18 protein-coding genes are annotated in these 22,335 nt (G+C 71.0%); 12 read left to right on the top strand and 6 right to left on the bottom strand.

Annotated elements, in window-relative coordinates:
* The first annotated feature begins 1 nt into the window (after position 1).
* From IQ210_RS05555 to IQ210_RS05545, 3 genes are all read left to right on the top strand, one after another.
* Positions 2-481, top strand: coding sequence for an NUDIX hydrolase (locus tag IQ210_RS05555; RefSeq protein ID WP_194077641.1), 480 nt, complete (start codon positions 2-4; stop codon positions 479-481).
* Positions 482-535: 54 nt separating this feature from the next.
* On the top strand, positions 536-1,336 hold the full coding sequence (locus IQ210_RS05550; RefSeq protein ID WP_194077639.1) for a 3-hydroxybutyrate dehydrogenase: 801 nt from the start codon (positions 536-538) through the stop codon (positions 1,334-1,336).
* A gap of 68 nt (positions 1,337-1,404) precedes the next feature.
* Positions 1,405-3,330: a helix-turn-helix domain-containing protein gene (locus tag IQ210_RS05545; protein ID WP_194077637.1), complete on the top strand. Its 1,926-nt coding sequence runs from the start codon at positions 1,405-1,407 to the stop codon at positions 3,328-3,330.
* 72 nt (positions 3,331-3,402) lie between these two features.
* On the opposite strand, the gene IQ210_RS05540 is transcribed toward IQ210_RS05545, so the two are convergent.
* The 3 genes from IQ210_RS05540 to IQ210_RS05530 form a co-directional block, all read right to left on the bottom strand.
* The gene (locus IQ210_RS05540) at positions 3,403-4,797 is read right to left on the bottom strand and encodes an MFS transporter (RefSeq protein WP_194077635.1); all 1,395 of its coding nucleotides are present in this window, start codon (positions 4,795-4,797) and stop codon (positions 3,403-3,405) included.
* 144 nt (positions 4,798-4,941) lie between these two features.
* The gene (locus IQ210_RS05535) at positions 4,942-5,691 is read right to left on the bottom strand and encodes an ABC transporter permease (protein ID WP_322656315.1); all 750 of its coding nucleotides are present in this window, start codon (positions 5,689-5,691) and stop codon (positions 4,942-4,944) included.
* 31 nt (positions 5,692-5,722) lie between these two features.
* On the bottom strand, positions 5,723-6,751 hold the full coding sequence (locus tag IQ210_RS05530; RefSeq protein WP_194077633.1) for an ABC transporter substrate-binding protein: 1,029 nt from the start codon (positions 6,749-6,751) through the stop codon (positions 5,723-5,725).
* A gap of 123 nt (positions 6,752-6,874) precedes the next feature.
* On the opposite strand from IQ210_RS05530, the gene IQ210_RS05525 reads away from it, so the two are divergent.
* Together IQ210_RS05525 and IQ210_RS05520 are read left to right on the top strand one after the other, a co-directional pair.
* Positions 6,875-7,660 (top strand): ABC transporter ATP-binding protein, encoded by a 786-nt coding sequence (locus IQ210_RS05525; RefSeq protein WP_194077631.1) that lies wholly within the window; start codon positions 6,875-6,877, stop codon positions 7,658-7,660.
* Positions 7,657-8,601 carry an LLM class F420-dependent oxidoreductase gene (locus IQ210_RS05520; protein ID WP_228047052.1) on the top strand — a complete coding sequence of 315 codons (945 nt, stop codon included), beginning with the start codon at positions 7,657-7,659 and terminating at the stop codon, positions 8,599-8,601. Before IQ210_RS05525 ends, IQ210_RS05520 begins: the two co-directional genes overlap by 4 nt.
* A 5-nt stretch (positions 8,602-8,606) precedes the next feature.
* Here IQ210_RS05520 and IQ210_RS05515 read toward each other — a convergent pair whose 3' ends face one another.
* From IQ210_RS05515 to IQ210_RS05505, 3 genes are read right to left on the bottom strand one after another with little or no spacing between them, the layout of a single operon-like run.
* Positions 8,607-9,629 (bottom strand): TolB-like translocation protein, encoded by a 1,023-nt coding sequence (locus IQ210_RS05515; RefSeq protein ID WP_194077629.1) that lies wholly within the window; start codon positions 9,627-9,629, stop codon positions 8,607-8,609.
* A 56-nt stretch (positions 9,630-9,685) separates the two neighbouring features.
* Positions 9,686-10,948, bottom strand: a complete 1,263-nt coding sequence (locus IQ210_RS05510; RefSeq protein WP_194077627.1) for an MFS transporter — start codon at positions 10,946-10,948, stop codon at positions 9,686-9,688.
* A gap of 25 nt (positions 10,949-10,973) precedes the next feature.
* Positions 10,974-11,822 carry a glycosyltransferase gene (locus tag IQ210_RS05505; protein WP_194077625.1) on the bottom strand — a complete coding sequence of 283 codons (849 nt, stop codon included), beginning with the start codon at positions 11,820-11,822 and terminating at the stop codon, positions 10,974-10,976.
* 367 nt (positions 11,823-12,189) lie between these two features.
* Between IQ210_RS05505 and IQ210_RS05500 the strand changes: the two genes are divergently transcribed.
* The 7 genes from IQ210_RS05500 to IQ210_RS05470 all read left to right on the top strand — a co-directional run bounded on the left by IQ210_RS05500 (position 12,190) and on the right by IQ210_RS05470 (position 22,323).
* Positions 12,190-13,629, top strand: a complete 1,440-nt coding sequence (locus IQ210_RS05500; protein ID WP_194077623.1) for a sugar transferase — start codon at positions 12,190-12,192, stop codon at positions 13,627-13,629.
* A 41-nt stretch (positions 13,630-13,670) separates the two neighbouring features.
* Positions 13,671-14,720 carry a Gfo/Idh/MocA family protein gene (locus IQ210_RS05495; protein ID WP_256780508.1) on the top strand — a complete coding sequence of 350 codons (1,050 nt, stop codon included), beginning with the start codon at positions 13,671-13,673 and terminating at the stop codon, positions 14,718-14,720.
* 32 nt (positions 14,721-14,752) lie between these two features.
* Complete coding sequence (locus IQ210_RS05490; RefSeq protein ID WP_228047051.1) at positions 14,753-15,727, top strand: SDR family NAD(P)-dependent oxidoreductase; 975 nt, start codon at positions 14,753-14,755, stop codon at positions 15,725-15,727.
* Positions 15,724-16,863: a DegT/DnrJ/EryC1/StrS family aminotransferase gene (locus IQ210_RS05485; protein WP_322656314.1), complete on the top strand. Its 1,140-nt coding sequence runs from the start codon at positions 15,724-15,726 to the stop codon at positions 16,861-16,863. The genes IQ210_RS05490 and IQ210_RS05485 overlap by 4 nt, the downstream gene beginning before the upstream one ends.
* A complete protein-coding gene (locus IQ210_RS05480; protein ID WP_194077616.1) occupies positions 16,860-17,549 on the top strand; it encodes an acetyltransferase in 690 nt (229 codons plus the stop codon). Before IQ210_RS05485 ends, IQ210_RS05480 begins: the two co-directional genes overlap by 4 nt.
* A complete protein-coding gene (locus IQ210_RS05475) occupies positions 17,546-18,667 on the top strand; it encodes a DegT/DnrJ/EryC1/StrS family aminotransferase (protein WP_194077614.1) in 1,122 nt (373 codons plus the stop codon). The genes IQ210_RS05480 and IQ210_RS05475 overlap by 4 nt, the downstream gene beginning before the upstream one ends.
* A 62-nt stretch (positions 18,668-18,729) precedes the next feature.
* Positions 18,730-22,323 carry a DUF4082 domain-containing protein gene (locus tag IQ210_RS05470; protein WP_194077612.1) on the top strand — a complete coding sequence of 1,198 codons (3,594 nt, stop codon included), beginning with the start codon at positions 18,730-18,732 and terminating at the stop codon, positions 22,321-22,323.
* Positions 22,324-22,335: the final 12 nt, after the last annotated feature.

Below are 22,335 nucleotides of genomic sequence, written 5' to 3'. Positions count from 1 at the left end.
CATGGCTACTCCCGACTTCATTCGTGATCTCCGTGCCTCCGTCGGTCATCAGCTGCTGTGGCTCCCCGGAGTCGCCGCCGTCGTCTTCGACGACGAGGGCAGAGTGCTGCTCAACCGGCGCTCCGACACCCGTCGGTGGTCGCTGATCGGCGGTATCCCGGAGCCGGGGGAGCAGCCCGCCGCCTGCGCGGTGCGCGAGGTGTTCGAGGAGACGGCGGTGCGCTGCGTCGCCGAGCGTGTGGTCCTCGTCCAGGCCCTGGAGCCGATCACCTACCCCAACGGTGACGTCTGCCAGTACATGGACATCACCGTGCGCTGCCGGGCCGTCGACGGCGAGGCCCAGGTCAACGACGACGAGTCGCTCGAGGTGGGCTGGTTCGACGTGGACGCCCTGCCGGAGCTGAACGAGTTCGGGAAGTTCCGCATCAAGCAGGCCCTGGCGGACGCACCCACATGGTTCGACCCCACTGGAACCGGCTGAAGTATGGGTTACGGCCACATGGGGTGAGGTGCGGCGGCTGCCTAGGGTCGTGCCATGACAGCTGCGCGCGCCCTCCCGGCCCCCCACGCCCCCACGCTCGACCTCGGCGGCCGCACCGCCCTCGTCACCGGCGCCGCCGGCGGCATCGGGCGCGCCTGCGTGCTGCGGCTCGCCGCGGCCGGCGCGAAGGTGAGAGCGGTGGACCGGGACGCCGCCGGGCTGGAGGAACTCGTCGACGCGGCCCGCGAACTCGCAGGCGCCGTCGAACCGCATGTCCTCGACCTCACCGACCTGGACGCCGCCGAACTCGCCGCCGCCGGGACCGACGTCCTCGTCAACAACGCCGGGCTGCAACTGGTGCGCCCCATCGAGGAGTTCCCGCCCGACGTCTTCCACACGGTGCTGACCGTGATGCTGGAGGCCCCGTTCCGGCTCGTCAGGGGTGCCCTGCCGCACATGTACGGGCAGGGCTGGGGCCGCATCGTCAACATCTCCTCCGTGCACGGGCTGCGCGCCTCCGCCTTCAAGTCGGCGTACGTCGCCGCCAAGCACGGCCTGGAGGGCCTGTCCAAGACGGCCGCCCTGGAAGGCGCCCCGCACGGGGTCACCTCCAACTGCGTGAACCCCGCCTATGTGCGCACCCCCCTGGTCGAGAAGCAGCTCGTCGACCAGGCGCGGGCGCACGGCATCCCCGAGGAGCGCGTCCTGACCGAGGTGCTCCTCCAGGACAGCGCGGTCAAGCGGCTCATCGAGCCGGAGGAGGTCGCCGACGCCGTCGCGTATCTGTGCAGCCCGCAGGCCTCGTTCGTGACCGGCACGTCCCTGGTGCTGGACGGGGGCTGGACGGCGCACTGAGTGGTGCCGCCCGCCGGGGTTTTCCACAGGGCTGACGAGGTGAGCGTGCGATGAGGAATCCTGTGAGCATGTCCCGCGATCACGTGCAGTCCGCCGAACGCCCGACCGGCAGCGCCGAGGCCCCGTTCCTCGAGCTGCTGGCCCGGGGCGCGTCCGCCGACGCCTACGAGCAGCCGGTGCTGCTCGCCCGCGCCGAGGGACACCCCGCCGAGCGGATCGCCGCGCTCGAGGAGGCCAAGCTGGTCGCGCTGCGCGTGCGCTCGGAGCTGGAGGGCAGGCGCCGCCGCGAGGCCGAGCTGTCCGCGCTCTTCGAGACCGCGCACGACCTGGCGGGCCTGCGCGACCTGGACGCCGTCCTGCGGGCGATCGTGCAGCGCGCCCGGTCGCTGCTCAACACGGACGTCGCCTATCTCAGCCTCAACGACCCCGCCCGGGGCGACACCTACATGCGGGTCACCGAGGGCTCCGTCGCCGCCCGCTTCCAGCAGTTGCGGCTCGGCATGGGGGAGGGGCTCGGCGGCCTCGTCGCCCAGACCGCCCGCCCCTATGTCACCGACGACTACTTCAAGGACGACCGCTTCCAGCACACCCGCACCATCGACGCCGGGGTGCGCGACGAAGGCCTCGTGGCGATCCTCGGCGTGCCGCTGACGCTGGGGCACCACGTCATCGGGGTGCTGTTCGCCGCCGACCGGCGCGCCCGGGTCTTCGAGCGGGAGCAGATCGCGCTGCTCGGCTCCTTCGCCGCGCTGGCCGCGGCCGCCATCGACACCGCGAACCTCCTCACCGAGACCCGCTCCGCCCTCGCCGACCTGGAGCGGGCCAACGAGATCATCCGCGACCGCAGCGGTGTCATCGAGCGCGCCTCCGACGTCCACGACCGGCTCGCCGAACTCGTGCTGCGCGGCGGCGGGGTGCAAGACGTGGCGGCGGCCGTCGCCGAGGTCCTGCACGGCACGGTCGAGTTCCTGGACGCCGGCGCCGCACCGGCCGACGCCCTGGAGACCTCCCGCGCCGAAGGACACGCGGTACGGCACGGCGACGACTGGATCGCGGCCGTCGCCGCGGGCGGTGAACTCCTCGGCGCGCTCGTCCTGCACGGCCACCCGGGGCTCGACCCCGTCGACCAGCTCACCCTGGAGCGCGCGGCGATGGTCACCTCGCTGCTCCTGCTCGCCAGACGCTCCGCCGCCGAGGCCGAACAGCGCGTCCGCGGCGAGCTCCTCGACGACCTCCTCGACGCCCGCGACCGCGACCCCCGCCTCCTGCGCGAGCGCGCCTCCCGCTTGCACGCCGACCTGGACGCCACCCACGTGGTCCTCGCCGCCCGTCTCGACAGCACCACCGCCGACGCCGAGCAGGAGGCCGACGCCCGCAGACGCCTGTGGTCCGCCGCCTCCCACCTCGCCGCCACCCGGCACGGCCTGGCCGCAGCCCGCGACGGCGGCACCGTCCTGCTGCTCCCCCTGAAACCCGGCGACACCGCGACCGCCCTGGCCCGCCGCACCGCCCGCCACCTCGGCACGGCCGTCCACGAGGCCGTCACCGTCGGCGCCTCCGCCCCCGTCGAGGACCTGGCCACCCGCCCGGACACGGTGACCGCCGCCTACGAGGAGGGCCGGCGCTGCCTCGACGCGCTGCGGCTCCTCGGCCGCGCCGGGGACGGGGCGGCCGCCGAGGACTTCGGGTTCCTGGGCCTGCTGCTGGCCGGCGACCGGGACATCACCGGCTTCGTCGACCGCACGATCGGCCAGGTCGTCTCGTACGACGAGCGACGCGGCACGGATCTGCTGCGCACCCTCGACGCCTACTTCGCCTGCGGCATGAGCCCGGCCCGCACCAAGGACGCACTGCACGTCCATGTGAACACCGTCGCCCAGCGCCTGGAGCGCATCGGCCGCCTCCTCGGCGACGACTGGCAGAGCCCCGCCCGCGCCCTGGAGATCCAGCTGGCGCTGCGGCTGCACGTGCTGTCCGCGTCGGCACAGCACTGACGGTGTCATGTGGCCCCCGTACAGCACTGACCCCCGTACACCGAGGCGTACGGGGGCCGGTCGCGCACGAGGTCAGACGGTGCGGGCGTCCGCCGGCGCCGTCGTCGTGGGCGCCGTGTCGGCCGCGGAGTCCACGTCCGCCAGATCCCGGTTGCGGGTCTCCTTGGCCACGCCCACCGCGATCAGCGTCAGCACCGCCGCGGCGATGACGTACAGGGCGATCGGGGTGGAGCTGTCGTAGTCGTCCAGCAGGGCGGTGGCGATGAGCGGGGCCGGGGCGCCCGCCGCGACCGAGGCGAACTGGGCGCCGATCGAGGCACCCGAGTAGCGCATCCGGGTCGCGAACATCTCGGCGAAGAACGCGGCCTGGGGCGCGTACATCGCGCCGTGCAGCACCAGGCCCACGGTGATGGCGAGGATCAGATTGGCGAAGTCGCCGGTGTCGATGAGGGAGAAGAACGGGAACATCCACAGGCCGATGCCGGCCGCGCCCAGCAGATACACCGGACGCCGTCCGATGCGGTCCGACAGCGCTCCCCACAGCGGGATCACCGCGAAGTGCACGGCCGAGGCGATCAGGACCGCGTTGAGCGCGGTCTGCTTGGAGACGTCCGCCGCGGTGGTGGCGTAGACGAGGATGAAGGCGGTGATGACGTAGTAGCTGATGTTCTCGGCCATGCGCGCGCCCATCGCGACCAGGACGTCCCGCCAGTGGTGGCGCAGCACGGAGACAAGGGGCAGCTTCTCCGCGGCGGTGTCCTGCTCGGCCTTGCGGGCCTCGGCCTGCGCCAACGCCTGCTTGAACACGGGCGATTCATCGACAGAGAGACGAATCCACAGACCGACCATCACGAGGACGCCGGAGAGCAGGAACGGTATCCGCCAGCCCCAGCTGGTGAAGGCGCTGTCCGAGAGGACCGCGGTGAGCAGGGACAGCACGCCGGTGGCCAGGAGCTGGCCGGCGGGTGCGCCGGTCTGAGGCCAGGAGGCCCAGAATCCGCGCCGCTTGGCGTCGCCGTGCTCGGACACCAGCAGGACGGCCCCGCCCCACTCACCGCCGAGCGCGAAGCCCTGGACCAGGCGCAGCGCGGTGAGCAGCACGGGAGCGGCCGAGCCGACCGTCGCGTGCGTCGGCAGCAGACCGATCGCGAAGGTCGCCCCGCCCATCAGCAGCAGGCTCAGCACCAGCAGCTTCTTGCGGCCGAGGCGGTCGCCGTAGTGCCCGAAGACGAGGGCACCGAGCGGCCGGGCGGCGAAACCGACGGCGTACGTGAGGAACGACAGCAGGGTGCCGACCAGGGGGTCGGAGTCCGGGAAGAACAGCTTGTTGAAGACGAGGGCGGCGGCGGAGCCGTAGAGGAAGAAGTCGTACCACTCGATGGTCGTGCCGATGAGGCTGGCGGCGACGATGCGCTTCAGGTTGCCCGGGGTGGTGGGCGTGGGTGGAGCGGATGCTGCGGAGGCCATGAGCGCCACTTCCTCGTGTGCTGTGGGGACGGGTACGTGTCGCACACCGTAGAAACACGCAGGTCAGGCGCACATGTGGCGGGACAACATAGTTCGGTCCACGGCTATGCGTCAGACCACCATGCTCGGGCGTGGAGCGGCGGGTCAGTGGGGGGAGGTGGTGTCCCTGACCCAGGGGAGTGCCCAGCGTTCCAGCAGCACGAGGGCGAAGTAGAGGACGATGCTCATCAGGCCGATCAGGATGATCGCGGCCCAGGCGGTGGCGGTGTCGCCCACCCCGCCGGCCTGCACGATCAGATAGCCGAGGCCGGACTCGCCGGCCTGGAACTCGCCGATGACCGCGCCGATCGCGGCGAGCGGCATGGCCACCTTCAGCCCGACGAAGATCTGCGGCAGCGCGGCGGGCAGCCGCACCTTGCGGAACGCCTGCCAGCGGGAGGCGTCCAGTGAGCGCGCCAACTCGGCCAGGTCCGCCGGGGTCGAGGTGAGACCGGTCGCCGTGGACAGCACGATCGGGAAGAAGCAGAGCAGGAAGACCATGGTCAGGACCGGCTTCTGCCCCCAGCCGAGCGCCCCCACCAGCAGCGGCCCGAGCGCGATCTTCGGAACCGCGTTGACGGCGACCAGCAGGGGCGTGAACATCCGCTCCAGGACGCGCGAGGCGGCCAGTGACAGGCCGATCAGCACGCCGCAGGCGCTGGAGAGGACGAACCCGGCGACCGTCTCCACCGTGGTGCGGCCGGTGTGTTCCAGGAACCGGTCCGGGGCCGCGGTGAACGCCGAGAGCACGGCACCCGGCGGAGGCAGCACCGCCGGGTGGATCAACTCGAGCCCCGAGGTGAGAAGCCACCACACGCCGAACGCGACCAGCAGCCCGGCCAGGGGCAGCAGCACGACACCGATCCCCGTGCCGCGCCCGACGCGGTCAGCCCTTCGGTACCAGGTCGAAGTCGATGATCTGGTCAGGGGTCATTCCCTTCGGCAGCGTGCCCGCGTCCTCCAGAATGCTGATGCTCTTCGCGACCCGTCCGGAGTCCAGCGACCCGATCACCGCGCCGGAACCGTCCTTCGGGGTGACGTACCCGGCCATCAGCTCCAACTCGGCTGCCGCGGCGGCCGGGTTCGTGGTGTCCACGTTCCGCTTCAGGATCTCGGCGGCCTCGTTCGTGTGGGCGAGGCTGTACTCCAGGCCCTTGAGGAGCGCGGCGGTGAACCGCCGTACCGACTCCGGCTCCTGTTCGGCGGTCTTCTTCGACGTGATCAGCACGTTCCCGTACAGATCGGGGATCACGTCGCTGTACGGCAGCAGCACGGCCTTCTTCTTCGTCACCGCCTCGACGGTCGGCTTGCCCACCACGAACTGGCCGATGCCGTCCACCGAACCGCCGGCGAGCGTGCCCATCAGGGTCTGTGCCTCACCGTTGACCCACTTCACCTTGGTGGCGTCGACGCCGGCCAGCCGGGCGTACGTCGGGAAGAGGTTGCGGACGACGGAGCCGGGCGTGTCGGCGAGGCGCTTGCCCTCCAGGTCCTTCGGCTTGCTGATGCCGTTGCCCTCGGTGGTGGCGATCGCGGCCATGGTGTGCTGCTGGACAGCGGCCACCGCGACGAAGTCCTTCGCCTGGCCGTTGCCCATGTTCAGCAGCCCGCCTGTCAGGTCGATGGGGCCGAACTGGGCCTGCCCGCCCACGATGGCCGGGATCACGCCGCCGGTGCCCTGACCCGGCCTGATCGTGACGTCGAAGCCGGCGTCCTTGAAGAATCCCTTGTCCTTGGCGACCCAGGCGTAGGCGTCCCGGCCGAAGTTGCCGAAGGAGGTCAGATAGGTCACCTTCTTCAGCGCCTTGCCGTCGCTCCCGGCGTCGGCGTCGGAATCCGAGTCGCCGCACCCGGCCGTCAGCGCCAGCGCTGTCGTCAGGGCTACCGCGGCGACCGTACGGGCGAACCTGGTCATGCGCACAGTGTTGTCCTTTCCGAACGGTGGGACGGAACCGTCGAGGGCATGACACTTGTAGCGGTCAACAGGGTACGAGGGACGGGTAGTTGTGAGCCAGGTGTAAGGAGGGGAGACCGCTGGATGATCAGACTCACGGGTGTGTCACGGAGCTTCGTCGGCCGGTCCGGGGCGACGCCGGCGCTGCGGGACATCGGACTGCACATCGCCGAGGGCGAGTTCGTGGCGGTGGTGGGCCGGTCCGGGTGCGGAAAGTCCACCCTGCTCCGGCTGATCGCCGGACTGCTGCCGGTCACCGAGGGGGAGATCACGGTCGGCGGCGAGCGGGTCACCGGGGCCCGGCGGGATGTCGCCCTGCTGTTCCAGCGGCCGGCCCTGCTGCCCTGGCGATCCGTTCTGGACAACGTCCTGCTGCCCGTGGAGATCTTCGGCTGGAACAGGGCCGAGCACCGCGAACGGGCGTACCGGCTGCTGGAAACGGCCGGACTGGGCGGCTTCGAGAGGCACCGGCCGCACGAGCTGTCCGGCGGCATGCAGCAGCGGGTCGCGCTGTGCCGGTCGCTGATGGGGGAGCCGCGGGTGCTGCTCATGGACGAGCCGTTCTCCGCGCTGGACGCGCTGACCCGCGCGGACCTCGCGCAGGAGTTGCAGCGCATCCATCTCGCGAACTCCTCCACCGTCGTCTTCGTCACCCACTCCATAGACGAGGCCGTGCTGCTCGCCGACCGGGTGGTGGTCCTCACCCCGCGCCCGGGCCGCATCCGCAAGATCATTGACATCGCCGTCCCCCGGCCGCGCACGCTGGGCCGCACCGAGCACCTGGGCGAAGTGGCCCGGTGCAGCGCGGATCTGCACGAGCTGCTCATGGAACGGGACATGTCCACGCCGGTCGAAGCGGAGGGCCGATGAGCCTGCGGGTCTGCGTCTTCACCGAGCCGCACCGCGGCGCCGACCACGAGGACCAGCTGCGCTTCGCGCAAGGCGTCGAGGCCTGCGGTTTCGAGGGGTTCTTCCGGGCCGATCACTATCAGACGATGGGCACCGATCCCGGACTGCCCGGCCCCACCGACGCCTGGGTGACGCTCGGCGCGCTCGCCCGGGAGACCTCCCGGATCAGGCTCGGCACCCTGGTCACCCCGGCCACCTTCCGGCTCCCGGGTCCGCTCGCCGTGACGGTGGCGCAGGTCGACCGGATGAGCAGGGGACGGGTCGAACTGGGGCTCGGCGCGGGCTGGTACGCGCGCGAGCACACCTCGTACGGCATCCCGTTCCCGCCCGCCCCGGAGCGCTTCGACCGGCTGGAGGAGCAGTTGGCGGTGATCACCGGTCTGTGGCGGACACCGGTCGGCGAGAGGTTCAGTTTCCGCGGCGAGCACTATCAGCTGGTCGACGCGCCCGGTCTGCCGAAGCCCGTGCAGGTGCCCGGGCCGCCGATCGTCGTCGGGGGCCGGGGCCCCAAGCGCACCCCGGAGCTGGCGGCCCGGTACGCCGACGAGTTCAACATGCCGTTCAAGTCGGTGGCGGAGACCGCCCGGGCGTACCGGCGGGTCGCCGAGGCGTGCGAGCGGACCGGGCGGGCCGACGCCGGACGGTTACCGCTGGTGCTCTCGGCCGGAGTTGTCGTCGCCATCGGCCGCACCGACGCGGAGGCGCGAAGGCGGGCCGCCCCGCTGCACGCCAAGACCGCACTGCCGCCGGAGGACCCGGTGATCGGCTCACCGGACCAACTGGTGGAGCGGCTCGGCGAGTTCGCCGCGATCGGCACGAGCCGCGTCCATCTGCGACTCATCGACCTCGACGACCTCGACCATCTGCAACTCATCGCCGCTGAGGTGCTCCCACAGCTGTGACGCGTCTACAGCGGGGCCGGGGACGACGCACCCGCGATCAACAGGCGTGGCTTTCCCTTGCCGTTCGCGGGCACGCTCCACAGGTCGGTGCTGCCGACCTTGCCCTCGGTGGGCAGGGCGTAGGCGACGGTGTCGTCGTCGAGCCAGGTGGCCTGGTCGTCGACGCTGTGGCGTTCGGCTAGCGGGGTCTCGCGCAGGGTGCGCAGATCGAGGACGTATTCACGCCAAAGGTCGGTGCGCGAGAGCACCCGCTTCTTGAAGGCGACCCGGGTCCCGTCGGGGGAGAGGGAAGGGCACTCGACGTTCTCGACGAGCGTGGTCACCGACTTCCCCGAGATCGAACCCCGCACCAGATACGTCTTGTTGGCGGTGTTCAGGGTGGCGTAGAAGGTGTCGTCGTCGGAGGCGAAGGTGACGCCCCAGAAGTTGACGTCCGCCGCCTTGTACGGCTTCCCGTCCAGGGTGATCGCGAAGGTCTCCAGGCTCGGGATCAGCTTCATCGTGCGGGTGTCGAGGATCGAGGTGCGGGTGGAGAAGAAGGCCGACGCGTACGACTCGCCGGACACGAACACCGTCCAGGCGACGAAGCGGCCGCTCGGCGAGACCCGGGCCCGGCTCGGGATGCCCGCGAGCGGGAAGGTCCGTACGGTGCGCAGCTCGGCGTCCAGGAGCAGGGCGCGGTTGCTCTGCTTGAGGACGCCGGTGTCGGACTGGAGGCAGACGCCGGTGCCCGCCGCCGCGTAGAAGCGCGCGCACTTCAGGTCGGACGCGGTCCGGCCGGCGCCCGGGTCGGCGGACGGCACCGAGGCGACGGCGGTGCGGTGCGGGCCGGCGGCCGCGTTGACGAAGGTCAGGAGGTTCTTGCGGTCCAGCGTCAACTTCCCTGAGCTGACGGCGGGTCCGCCGGCCTGCGGTCGGTTCGCCTCGTCGGCGCGGTCGGCTGCGCGCAGGACCATGCCGGTCGCCAGACCGGCGAGCAGGACGACCGCCGCGACGAGTACGAGCAGGCGGCGGCGGAGCGAAGTCATGGGGTTCCTCGAGGCGGTTGTCGGTTCCGTGGTGATGCCGGAGGGTGGTGCGCCGGTCATCGCGGCCCGCCGGACGGCCGTAGCACCACGCCCGCGACCGCCGCGCAGCACAGCAGGCCGATCGCCGAGCCGGCGAGGGCCGTGCCGTCGCCCCACATGGTCCAGGCGGCGCCGAAGGCGAGCGAGCAGCAGAACCGGGCCAGCGCCTGGCTGGTGCCGACGATGGCGAGGCCGCTGGCGCGCAGATGCTCGGGCACGACCCCGGCCAGCGCGGCCGGCAGGACCCCGTCGGTGGCCGCGTAGAACGAGCCGTGCAGGGCGAGCACGGCGGGCACCAGCAGCGGGGTGTCCGGCGCCCACAGCAGCAGGGCGTACGCGGTGAGCAGGCCGACATGCCCGGCGAGGAACACCGTGCGCCGCCCGATCCGGTCGGCCAGCGCGCCGAGCGGCACGGCCAGCAGCAGGAACACCACCGCGGTGCCCAGCGGCAGCAGTGTGAACCACTCCTCGCCGACCCCCGCCCGGCGCTGGAGCAGCAGATAGACGAACGCGTCGCTGACGGTGGTCAGACCGAGCAGCGCGGCACAGCCCGCGAGCGCCCGCAGCCGGGGCAACCGCAGCAGGGCGAGGGCCTCCCCGACCCGCACGGGCGGCCTGGCCTCCGCTCCTTCCTCCGGTACATCGCGCTTCTTGCCGGGCACGAACAGCAGGAGTACGACCACGCCCAGCACGGCGACGCACGCGCTCACGCCGAACACGGCGTCGTAGCCGTCGGCCGCGGCGCGCAGGATGAAGAAGGCGGCCAGCGGGCCGAGCATCGCGCCGGTGGTGTCCATCGCCCGGTGCACACCGAAGGCCCGGCCCTGCCGCTCGACCGGCGTGGACAGGGAGATCATCGCGTCGCGCGGGGCGGTGCGCAGCCCCTTGCCGGTGCGGTCCAGGGCCAGGACGGTGCCGAGGGCGCCGATACTGCCGGCGAGCAGGAGCAGCGGCTTGCACAGCGCGGACAGGCCGTAGCCGAGCCCGGCCAGCAGCTTGTGGTTGCGGACCCGGTCGGCGAGGTGGCCGCCGGTGAGCTGGACCAGTGCGCTGACGCCGTTGTAGACGCCGTCGAGGGCGCCGAAGCCCAGGGGGCTGAAGCCGAGCGTGGTGACGAGGTAGAGCGGGAGGACGGCGGTGACCATCTCCGCGGAGACGTCGGTGATCAGGCTGACCGTGCCCAGCACGAGCACGACCGGGGCGACCTTGGGCCCCGGGCCGCGTCTTCGGCCCGGGGCGGTGTCCGCCTCCGGCGTGGCGGAGCGGTCGGTGAGGTACATGAACAGGACTCCAGGTGCGCTGCGATCAGTTCTGCCGACTGCTGTCGTCCCGCAGCCAGGTGTCGAAGTCCCTTGCCCGGATGGCCTTCTGGGCCCGCCGCCGGGAGACGACCGCCGCCGCGGCGAAGACGACGACACTCGTGATCAGCTTCGGCTCGCCGCGGAGCATGGCCTTGAGGTCCGCCGTGCTGGTGCGGGCCGACGCCTCCTCCGGACCGCGATGCTCCTCGACCTGTGCCGTGGAGACCATGGCCCGGATCCGCCGTTTGATCAAGTCCCGCCAGGTGCGCGGCGGATGGACCACGACCCGCGCCCCGCCGACCACGCGCCGCTCCTCGGCGGTGAACGCCAGGGACGCCGCCAGGTCGTCCGCCATCAGCGGAGGCAGCGCGGCGATCCGGGCGTGCCCCTCCTTGGAGACCGCGATGACACCCCGGCCGAACAGGCCCTCGCGCACCGCCGGGAGGCGTTGCCACACTTGGTAGTAGGCGCGCACCCGCCAGGCGCAGCCGGCCAGCGGGAGGTGGCGTTCGGGGGCGGTGGCGAGGATGCCCGAGGCGCCGTCGGCCAGGGGCTCGGCGAGGGCCCGTACGTCCGCGCCCGTGAGGACGACGTCGGCGTCCACGTAGATCCTGGGGAAGCCGAGCGCGTGATCGTCGCCCGCGCGCAGTGCCGCGTGCTTGGAGGGGACCGGGATCTCCACCACCGTTACCCGCGGGCCGCGTTCGGATGCGATCCGGGCGGTGTCGTCGGTGCAGCCGTTGCACACGACGACGATGTCCGTCCGGTCGTCCGCGGGGTCGTCCAGCAGCGAATCGAGGAGCCGGCCGATGACGCGCTCCTCGTTGTGCGCCGGTATCACAATGCTCGTCACCTGGGCAGTATGACGTCGGTGTCGCGATTGCGATGTGTGTTTCGTCCAACTGTTCCCGTGACTGCGGTCAATGCTCTAGATTGAGGTCCGCCGGGCCGGTGAGGGAGGGGAACTTGCCTCTGAAGGCATGTCAAGGCACGGCCTTGGTAACCGGATGGGAAACTCTCATTGACCAACTTGCAAAGGGCATGAGGCGGTTGGGGAACCGTCGCAGGCCTTCTTGATTGCTTTTCTGGCTCTGCTTTCTTGATTCCGGTGTCGTGGTGTGGAGGAGACACGACGGCACTGATCCAGCCCTGCCGCGGACGTGCGACGGTATGTCCTGATCTCTTGCGGCCAGGGGTAGCTGCGCCTGTGGTGGGGGGCCATGACCATTGAGGTCACGCATGAGCAATTGGATGTGGAACTTAGACGTCCGGCTGCTCGACGAAGACCCTGGGACCGTAAGTACCGGACCGTTCTGCTGGTCGCGGACGGCCTCGCGGCCGTTGCCGCGGCGTTGCTGATCCACGGAGCCTACGGCCGCTGGGCGGTGGCCCTCGCGCTGCCTCCGACGTGGATCCTGGCGATGCTCGCGCATCGCACCTACGACCGCGGTGCCCTGGGGCAGGGTACCGAGGAGTACCGCAGGGTGCTGCGTGGCGCCGTCGCTCTGCCGGCGCTGGCCGCGGCCGCGTACTGGCTGTTCACGCACGATTCGGCCCTTCTCCATGACATGACCATGGCCTCGGTGCCCGCCGTCCTGTTCGCCCTGCCGGTCCGGCACCTGCTGCGTCGCAGACTGCTCAGGCGCTGGGCCCGCGGCCGGGACCGCAGCTCGACGCTTCTGGTCGGGCCCTCGCGCGGCATCCTGGAGCTGGTCGGCGTGCTGCGCCGCGGCGGCGCACAGGAGCTGCAACTGGCCGGAGTGTGCCTGACCGATCCCGAGAACGCCACGGACATCCGCCAGTTGGGGATTCCGGTCCTCGGCGGCGTCGACGACATGAACGACGTCGTGCGGGCCATGGGCGTCAACGCCATGGTGGTGCTCCCGGCGCCCGAGCTCGACGCCTTCGTCCTGCGCCGGATGTCCTGGACGGCGGCCGCGCAGGGCGTCGACTTCCTGCTGGCCCCGACGCTGGCCGACGTGTCCGCCGCCCGGCTCGCGGTCCGCCCCACCAACGGCGTGCCGCTGGTGCGGATCCAGTCGCCGAACCTCTCCCGGTTCTCCCGGCTGCCCAAGGAACTGCTGGATCGTTCCCTCGCCGCTGTGCTGCTGCTTCTCCTGGCGCTGCCCATGCTGGTCGTCGCTCTGGTCGTACGGCTGGACAGCTCCGGCCCCGCACTCTTCCGCCAGCAGCGGGTGGGCCGGTACGGCGACCACTTCACCATGCTCAAGTTCCGGACCATGCGGCCCGATTCGGAGGCCCTCAAGGCGGAGCTGGAGCACCTCAACGAGAACAGCGACGGCCTGCTGTTCAAGGTGAAGAAGGACCCGCGCATCACCCGGGTCGGCTCGTTCCTGCGCCGCAGCTCGCTCGACGAACTGCCCCAGCTGCTCAACGTGGTGCGCGGCCACATGTCGCTCGTCGGCCCCCGCCCACCGCTGCCGGCGGAGGTCGAGGAGTACACCGCGGACATCAAACGGCGCCTGCTCGTCAAGCCGGGACTCACCGGGCTCTGGCAGGTCAGCGGCCGCTCCGACCTGCCCTGGGACGAGGCCGTCCGGCTCGATCTCGGATACGTGGACAACTGGTCGATGGGCCTCGACCTGACCATCCTCCTGCGCACCGGGTCCGCGGTGGTGCGCGGAACGGGGGCCTACTGATGAGCCGGGACCTGTCGAAGAACCGAGGAAAGAGGAGCGCTGTGACGCAGGAGCCGATGGGGGTCGCGGTCGTCGGGGCCGGCTACTGGGGGCCCAACCTCGTCCGCAACTTCCAGGCCAGCGAACGGTTCCGGCTGCGCTGGCTGTGCGACCTCGACGTGGACCGCGCCCAGCGGGTCCTCGGCGGCTACTCCACCGTCCAGGCCACCGCCGACTACGCGGCCGTCCTCGCCGACCCCGACGTGGCCGCCGTCGCCGTGGCCACGCCCGCCGGCACCCACCTCGACATCGCCCTGGCCGCCCTGCGCGCCGGAAAGCACGTCCTCGTCGAGAAGCCGCTCGCGGCGACCTACGCCGACGGGATGCGCCTGGTGACCGAGGCGGAGGAACGCGGCCTCACCCTGATGTGCGACCACACCTACTGCTACACGCCCGCCGTGGGCCGGATCAGGGACATGGTCCACTCCGGGGAACTCGGCGAGATCCACTTCGTCGACTCCGTGCGGATCAACCTCGGGCTGGTCCAGAAGGACATCGACGTCATGTGGGACCTCGCCCCGCACGACCTGTCGATCCTGGACTTCATCCTCCCCGCGGGCGTCGAACCGGTCGCCGTCGCCGCCCACGGGGCCGACCCGATCGGTGCCGGACAGGCCTGCGTGGCCTATCTGACGCTGACGCTCAACACCGGGGCCATCGCCCACGTGCACGTCAACTGGCTCTCCCCGACCAAGGTGCGCACCACGATGGTCGGCGGCGCCAAGCGCACCCTCGTCTGGGACGACCTCAACCCCCTTCAGCGGGTGGCCGTTTACGACCGGGGCGTGGATCTGGCCTCGCCGCAGGAGATCGGCGCGGACGAACGCCGGGACATGCTCGTCTCGTACCGCTCCGGCGACATGGTCGCGCCCGCCATCGGTGAGAAGGAGGCGCTGCGCAGCATGGTCGACGAGTTCGGCGACGCCATCCGCGAGCGCCGAGCGCCGCTGACCGACGGCCGGGCGGGTCTGCGGGTGCTGGACATCCTCGAAGCGGCGTCCCGCAGCCTCGAGTTCAAGGGCGCGGTCGTCGGCCTGCGCGCCGGGCGATGAACCAAGTCACCATTCGTGAGAGGGCACAGCAGTTGAGCAGCGTTCGTGGCAAGAAGATCCTGGTCACCGGGGGAGCCGGCACCATCGGCTCCAACCTCGTCGACCTCCTCGCCGAAGGCGGCGCCCGCGAGATCGTCGTACTCGACAACTTCGTGCGCGGGCGGCGCGCCAACCTCGCGCAGGCGATGCCGAGCGGGGTGGTGGAGGTCGTCGAGGGCGACGTCCGTGACATCGACACCGTGAAGAAGGTGACCGACGGCGCCGACCTGGTGTTCCACCTCGCCGCGATCCGGATCACCCAGTGCGCGGAGGAGCCGCGGCTCGCCAACGAGGTGCTGGTCGACGGGACGTTCAACGTCCTGGAGGCGGCGGCCGCGGCGGGCGTGTCCAAGGTGATCGCCTCGTCCTCGGCGTCCGTCTACGGCATGGCCGAGGACTTCCCGACGACCGAGCGGCACCACCCGTACAACAACGACACCTTCTACGGTGCCGCGAAGGCCTTCAACGAGGGCATGCTGCGCAGCTTTCACGCCATGTACGACCTGGACTACGTGGCCCTGCGCTACTTCAACGTCTACGGCCCCCGCATGGACATCCACGGCCTGTACACCGAGGTGCTCATCCGTTGGATGGAGCGCATCGAGGCGGGTGAGCCGCCGCTGATCCTCGGCGACGGCACGCAGACCATGGACTTCGTCGACGTCCGTGACATCGCGAGGGCCAATGTGCTGGCCGCCGAGTCGGAGGTCACCGACGAGGTGTTCAACGTGGCGAGCGGCACGGAGACTTCGCTGAAGGAGCTCGCCGAGGGTCTGCTGGAGGCCATGGGGGCGACGGGACTTGAGCCGGTGCACGGGCCCGCCCGCGCGGTGAACGGCGTGAGCCGGCGGCTCGCCGACACCTCGCACGCGGCCGAACGGCTCGGGTTCACGGCACAGATCGACCTGCGGACCGGCCTCAAGGACCTCGTCGAGTGGTGGCGCGCGGAGCGGGAGGCCGCCAAGTGAGCACCGACCGTATCCCGGTGATGATCCCGTGGCTCGGCGAGGAGGAGGCCAAGGCCGCCTCCGACGCCGTGCTGTCGGGCTGGGTGGCCCAGGGCCCGCGCGTCGCCGCCTTCGAGAAGGCCTTCGCCGAACGCGTCGGCGCCGAGCACGGCATCGCCGTCAGCTCCTGCACCACCGCCCTGCACCTGTCCCTCGTCGCCCTGGGGCTGGGACCCGGTGACGAGGTCGTGGTGCCCTCGCTGTCCTTCATCGCCACCGCGAACGCCGTACGGTACGTCGGCGCGGAGCCGGTGTTCGCCGACGTCGACCTGGCCACGGGCAACCTGACCCCGGCCACGGTGGACGCAGTTCGGACGCCAAATACCAAGGCGGTACTGGCCGTTCACCAGGGCGGCGTCCCTGCCGACGTGACCGCCCTGCGCGCCGCCTGCGCCGACTGGGACCTGCCCCTGGTCGAGGACGCGGCCTGCGCGATCGGTTCCACGGTCGGCGGCAAGCCGGTCGGGCACGGGGCGCTGCTCGCCGCCTGGTCCTTCCACCCCCGCAAGCTCGTCACCACCGGCGAGGGCGGGATGCTCACCACCGACGACGCCGAGTGGGCCGCCCGGCTGCGCCGGCTGCGCGAGCACGGCATGAACGCCTCGGCGGCCGAGCGTCACGCCAGCAACAAGCCGGTGTTGGAGCAGTACCTGGAAGTCGGCTTCAACTACCGGATGACCGACGTCCAGGCCGCGATCGGCATGGTCCAGCTCGGCAAGCTCGACGCGATGATCGCCCGCCGCCGTGAACTGGCGGCCCGCTACGACGCGTTGCTGGGTGACGTCCCCGGCCTGACCGTCGTACGCGATCCCGGGCACGGCCAGTCCAACTTCCAGTCCTACTGGGTGCTGCTGGACGAGGACTTCCCTGTCGGCCGGGACGAGCTGCTCGGCGCGCTCGCCGACGCCGGGGTCTCCGCCCGGCGCGGGATCATGGCCGCGCACCTCGAACCCGCTTACGCGGACCACCCGCACGCCCCGCTGCCGGTCACCGAGCGGATCACCCGCGACTCGCTGATCCTGCCGCTGTTCCACACGATGACCGAGGCCCAGCAGGACCGGGTGGTCGCCACTCTGCGCGAACAGGGCCGTAGATGACCGGACTTGTGATCGTCGGCGCCGGTGGCTTCGCCCGGGAGACCGCACAGGCCGTGCGGGACGCGGGCGAGTTCGAGCTGCTCGGACACCTCGACGACAACCCGGCCCTGCACGGCACCGAGGTGGACGGTGTCCCCGTGCTGGGCGGGAGCGACCTGGTCCACGACCTGTCCGAGGCCCGGGTCGTGGTGTGCATCGGCAACCCGCGGGACTACGCGGCCCGCGCCCGACTGGTCCGCCGGTTCGACCTGCCCGAGGAGCGGTACGCCACCGTCGTCCACCCGACGGCCGTGGTGTCCGGCAGCTCGGTGATCGGCCCCGGTTCGGTGCTCCTCGCGCACTGCGTCCTGACCGCCGCGGTGCGGGTCGGCGCGCATGTCTCGGTGATGCCGCACGTCGTCCTCACCCACGACGACGTGATCGAGGACTTCGCGACGCTCACCGCGGGCGTCCGGCTCGGTGGGGGAGTACGGCTGGAGCGCGGCGCCTATGTCGGCTCCGGCGCCCTGGTCAGGGAAGGCACCACGATCGGCGCCTGGTCGCAGATCGGGATGGGCAGCGGCGTGCTCGGCGACGTACCGCCGGGCGAGGTCTGGGTGGGGAGCCCGGCCCGGCGGCTGCGCGAGGCGGGCGCTCCGGCGCTGGCAGAACTTGTGACGCGAACTATGGGGGGACCGGCCACGTGAACAACCAGATTCCGCTCGTGGACCTGAAGGCGGCCCACGAAGAGGTCGCCGAGGAGGTGCGGGCCGGCTTCGAACGGGTCCTCGCCCAGACCGCGTTCGTCGGCGGCGACGAGGTGCGCCGGTTCGAGCGGGAGTACGCCGACTTCGGCCGGGTCGGCCATGTCGTGGGCGTCGCCAACGGCACCGACGCCGTCGAACTCGCCCTGCGCGCCGGCGGGGTACGGCCCGGCGACGAGGTCGTCGTGCCCGCCAACACCTTCATCGCCACCGCCGGCGCGGTCGCCAGGATCGGCGCCCGTCCCGTCCTCGCGGACTGCCTGCCCGACAGTCATCTCCTCGACCCCCAGGCCGCGTTGTCCGCCGTCGGTCCCGCGACCCGGGCCGTCGTGCCGGTCCATCTGTACGGCCAGATGGCCGAGGTGGCGGCCCTCAGGGCGCAACTGCCCGACCACGTGAAGGTCGTGGAGGACGCCGCCCAGTGCCAGGGCGCCAGCCGCGACGGCCGTACACCCGGCAGCGGCGGCATCGCGGCCACCAGCTTCTACCCCGGCAAGAACCTGGGCGCCTACGGCGACGCGGGCGCCGTGCTCACCGACGACGAGGCGGCCGCAGACCTGGTGCGGGCCATCGCCAACCACGGCGGCGTCGCCAAGTACCGCCACGACGTACCCGGGTTCAACAGCCGCCTCGACGGACTCCAGGCCGTCGTCCTGCGCGCCAAGCTCAAGCGGCTCGCGGACGGCAACGCGGCCCGCCGGGCGGCCGCGGCCCGCTACGACGAACTGCTCGCCGACCTGGCGACCGCCGGTCGGATCGTGCGGCCGGTGACGGCACCCGGCAACGTCCACGTCTGGCACCTGTACGTCGTCCAGGTCACCGACGCCGACCGCGATGCCCTCGTCGGCAAGCTCAACGCCGAGGGCATCGGCGCCGGGGTGCACTACCCGGCCCCCGTCCACCTCACCCCGGCATACGCCCAACTCGGCCACGAGCGCGGCGACTTCCCCAACGCAGAGAAGGCGGCGGATCGCATCCTGTCGCTGCCGCTGTACCCGCAGATCACCCCCGACCAGCAGCAACGCGTCGTCGACACGCTCACCGACGCGCTCGCCGGCTGACTGGTCCCCGCTTCGCCCCGACCGCACGGGTCGGTCCTGCACAGCACCGCTGAGAGGTACACATGAACAGATGGAGCAGACGGCTCCAGGGCGTGCGCCTGGCCGTCGCAGCAGCATTGATATGGGCGGTGCTCCCACAGGCCGGAACCGCCCAGGCGGCAGCCGATCCGTGCGGGTCGGGCTCGAATCCGATCGTCTGCGAGAACTCCAAGGCGGGCAGCCCGTCGACGGACTGGTACTCGCCCAACTCCTACGGTGACATCAAGGGGTTCACCACCAAGGAGAGCGTCCAGGCCGGGGACACCGTCCAGTTCAAGATCCAGTCGAAGACCTCGTACCGCATCGAGATCTACCGGCTCGGCTGGTACGGCGGTGACGGCGCCCGTCTGATGTCGACGGCGGCGCAGGCAGCGACGACCTATCCCGCCAACTACACGTCCAACCCGGCGGGTTGCACCACCAAGGCCAGCACCGGCCTGGTCGACTGCGGCAACTGGCCCGTGACCGCGAGCTGGACCGTGCCCAGCGACGCCGTGTCCGGGCTGTACATCGCCAACCTCACCCAGACCGACGGCGACGGTCTGATGCCCTACCCGTTCGTCGTCCGCAAGGACTCCAGCACCTCCGACATCGTCGTCCAGACCAGCGACCAGACCTGGCAGGCGTACAACGACTACGGCGGCCAGGACCTGTACGGCGGTGCCGGGCCCGCGCCCGACGGCCGTGCCTACGAGGTCAGTTACAACCGGCCGCTGGACATCGGCGGCGACAACGGCATCTACGGCTCCGAGTACATGATGCTGGCCTGGCTGGAGCGCAACGGCTACGACGTCAGCTACCTGTCCGGCGTGGACGTGTCGACCCGCGGCGAGACCCTGCTGACGAACCACAAGGTGTACCTGTCCTCCGGGCATGACGAGTACTGGACGCAGGACCAGTACTCCAAGGTCCTCGCCGCCCGGAAGGCCGGTGTGCAGCAGGGCTACTTCAGCGGCAACGAGGTCTTCTGGAAGACCCGCCTGACGCCGAGCATCGACGGCGCGAACACCGCCAACCGCACCCTGGTCTGCTACAAGATGACCAAGATGGCGCAGAACAACGGCGTCGCCGACCCCAGCGGCCAGTGGACCGGCACCTGGATGGACCCGACCAGCACCCAGTACGGGCAGTCCTACCAGCCGCCGAACATCCTCACCGGCTCCATGTTCACGGTGAACGGCTACCGCGCCGACGCGATCACCGTCCCCGGCTCGTACGGCAAGAACCGGCTGTGGCGCAACACCTCCATCGCCAACCTCACCTCCAGCCAGACGGCGACCTTCCCGGAGGGCACCCTCGGCTACGAGTGGGACAGCGACATCGACAACGCCACCAGACCCGCGGGCGCGATCGACCTGTCGTCCACGACCGTGGACATCAACGACGGCAAGCTGCGCATGGACTGGGGCAACACCTACGGCAACGGCACCGCGAAGCACAGCCTCGTGGCCTTCCGTGACCAGGACTCCGGCGCCCTGGTCTTCGGCGCGGGGACCGTGCAGTGGTCGTGGGGTCTGACGAACCTGCCGACGTACAACCCGGAGGACCAGGTCGTCACCGAGGACGTCCGCATGCAGCAGGCGACGGTGAACCTCTTCGCGGACATGGGCGTCCAGCCGCTGACGCGGCAGAGCAATCTCGTCGCCGCGACCAAGTCCACCGACACCACCGGCCCCACGATCACCGTGTCCAGCCCCGCCTCAGGGGTCACCGTGCCCGCGCTGAAGCCGGTCACCGTCAAGGGCACCGCCACCGACTCCGGTGGTGTGGTCGCCCGCGTGGAGGTGTCCACGGACGGCGGCACGACCTGGCAAGCCGCGACCGGGCTCGGCTCCTGGAGTTACAGCTGGACCCCGACGACCCCGGGCTCGGCCTCCATCAAGGTCCGCGCGGTCGACGACAGCGTCAACATCGGTGCCGTCACCACGATCCCGATCACGGTCGGGCCGCAGGCCTGCCCGTGCACCGTCTGGCCGGCCACGGCCGTGCCCGGCACCGTCAACGCGGGCGACGGCGGCTCGGTCGAGCTCGGCGTCAAGTTCCGTACCACGGTGGCCGGTTCGATCACCGGCGTCCGCTTCTACAAGTCGCCCTACAACACCGGCACCCACACGGGCAACCTGTGGACGAAGGACGGCAAACTGCTCGCCACGGGCACCTTCACGGGCGAGTCGGCGTCCGGCTGGCAGCAGCTGAACTTCGCCACCCCGGTCACCGTGAAGGCCAACACCACCTATGTCGCCTCGTACTTCGCGCCCAACGGCGGCTACTCCTACGACACGACCTTCGCGGGCAGCGACGCCGGTCTCGCGCCGCTGACGGCACTGAAGTCCGGCACCGACGGCGGCAACGGCGTCTACCGCTACACCTCGACGAGCGCCTTCCCGACCTCGGCGGCCTCCGGCAGCAACTACTGGGTCGACGTGGTCCTGGACACCTCGACGGCCAGCACCACCCCGCCCACCGTCACCTCCACCTCCCCGACCTCCGGGGCGACCGACACCGCGATCACCGCGTCGGTGTCGGCCGTGTTCAGCGCGTCCGTCGACTCCGACAACCTGACGTTCACGCTGAAGGACCCGGACGGCAACACCGTGCCGGGAGCGGTGACACTGCCCGCGGCGAACAAGGCGACGTTCACCCCGTCGACCGAGCTGTCGCTGCACACCAAGTACACGGCCACGGTCCAGGCCTCCGACGTGTGGGGCAACGCCATGGCGGACCCGGTGACCTGGTCCTTCACCACCAGCGCCACCCCGCCCGCGGTCACCTGCCCCTGCACGCTGTGGAGTTCCTCCGCGGTGCCGGCCACCACCGACATGACCGCCGACCCCAACTCCGTGGAGCTGGGCACCCGGTTCACGTCCTCGGCGGCCGGCTGGATCACCGGCGTCACCTTCTACAAGGGCACCGGCAACACCGGCACCCACACCGGCAGCCTGTGGACCGACTCCGGGACGCTGCTGGCCAGCGGCACCTTCACCAACGAGACGGCGACCGGCTGGCAGACGCTGACCTTCGCCACCCCGGTGGCGGTCACCGCTGACACGGCGTACGTCGTCTCCTACCACGCACCCAACGGCCACTACGCGGTCGACGGCGGCTACTTCGCCTCGGCCCATCAGTCCTATCCGCTGACCGGCACCGCCGACACCACGGCCCACCACAACGGGCTCTACAAGTACGGCGCGGACTCGGCCTTCCCGACCGGCTCCTACGGCTCGGCGAACTACTGGGTCGGCCCGGTCTTCACCGCCACCGACCCCAGCGGGTCCCTGGCGGCGGAGACGGCCTCGGAGGCGGGCGCGTCCACGGTGACCTACACCGCCGACGCGAAGCACCCCCTCGTCATGACCGTCTCCGACAAGCTCAAGGTGACGGACGTCGACGCGGACCTCACCATCGTCAAGGGCACCAAGGCCGCCAAGAAGCTGCATGTCACGGCGGTCGTCTCCTACAACCGTGCCACGCACAAGGTGTCCGTCCATCTGACCGGTCCTTTGCCGGACGGAACGAGGTTCAAGGTCAGGGTCATTGCTGAGGACAAGCACCACACGAAGGTGAAGTCCCACAGTTGGACCCTGACCAGCAAGACCGTCCGCAAGAAGAAGAACTGACCGACGAGAACC

It is taken from the genome of Streptomyces justiciae, assembly GCF_015163075.1.
In the GTDB taxonomy this organism is placed as follows: domain Bacteria; phylum Actinomycetota; class Actinomycetes; order Streptomycetales; family Streptomycetaceae; genus Streptomyces; species Streptomyces justiciae.
This window is presented reverse-complemented; position numbering and strand designations above follow the sequence as displayed.

Excerpts from the sequence above, each read along its gene's own strand:
- IQ210_RS05555 (WP_194077641.1), top strand. The coding sequence starts at position 2 with ATGGCTACTCCCGACTTCATTCGTGATCTCCGTGCCTCCGTCGGTCAT.
- IQ210_RS05550 (WP_194077639.1), top strand. The coding sequence starts at position 536 with ATGACAGCTGCGCGCGCCCTCCCGGCCCCCCACGCCCCCACGCTCGAC.
- IQ210_RS05545 (WP_194077637.1), top strand. The coding sequence starts at position 1,405 with ATGTCCCGCGATCACGTGCAGTCCGCCGAACGCCCGACCGGCAGCGCC.
- IQ210_RS05540 (WP_194077635.1), bottom strand. The coding sequence starts at position 4,797 with ATGGCCTCCGCAGCATCCGCTCCACCCACGCCCACCACCCCGGGCAAC.
- IQ210_RS05530 (WP_194077633.1), bottom strand. The coding sequence starts at position 6,751 with ATGACCAGGTTCGCCCGTACGGTCGCCGCGGTAGCCCTGACGACAGCG.
- IQ210_RS05525 (WP_194077631.1), top strand. The coding sequence starts at position 6,875 with ATGATCAGACTCACGGGTGTGTCACGGAGCTTCGTCGGCCGGTCCGGG.
- IQ210_RS05520 (WP_228047052.1), top strand. The coding sequence starts at position 7,657 with ATGAGCCTGCGGGTCTGCGTCTTCACCGAGCCGCACCGCGGCGCCGAC.
- IQ210_RS05515 (WP_194077629.1), bottom strand. The coding sequence starts at position 9,629 with ATGACTTCGCTCCGCCGCCGCCTGCTCGTACTCGTCGCGGCGGTCGTC.
- IQ210_RS05510 (WP_194077627.1), bottom strand. The coding sequence starts at position 10,948 with ATGTACCTCACCGACCGCTCCGCCACGCCGGAGGCGGACACCGCCCCG.
- IQ210_RS05500 (WP_194077623.1), top strand. The coding sequence starts at position 12,190 with ATGACCATTGAGGTCACGCATGAGCAATTGGATGTGGAACTTAGACGT.
- IQ210_RS05480 (WP_194077616.1), top strand. The coding sequence starts at position 16,860 with ATGACCGGACTTGTGATCGTCGGCGCCGGTGGCTTCGCCCGGGAGACC.
- IQ210_RS05470 (WP_194077612.1), top strand. The coding sequence starts at position 18,730 with ATGAACAGATGGAGCAGACGGCTCCAGGGCGTGCGCCTGGCCGTCGCA.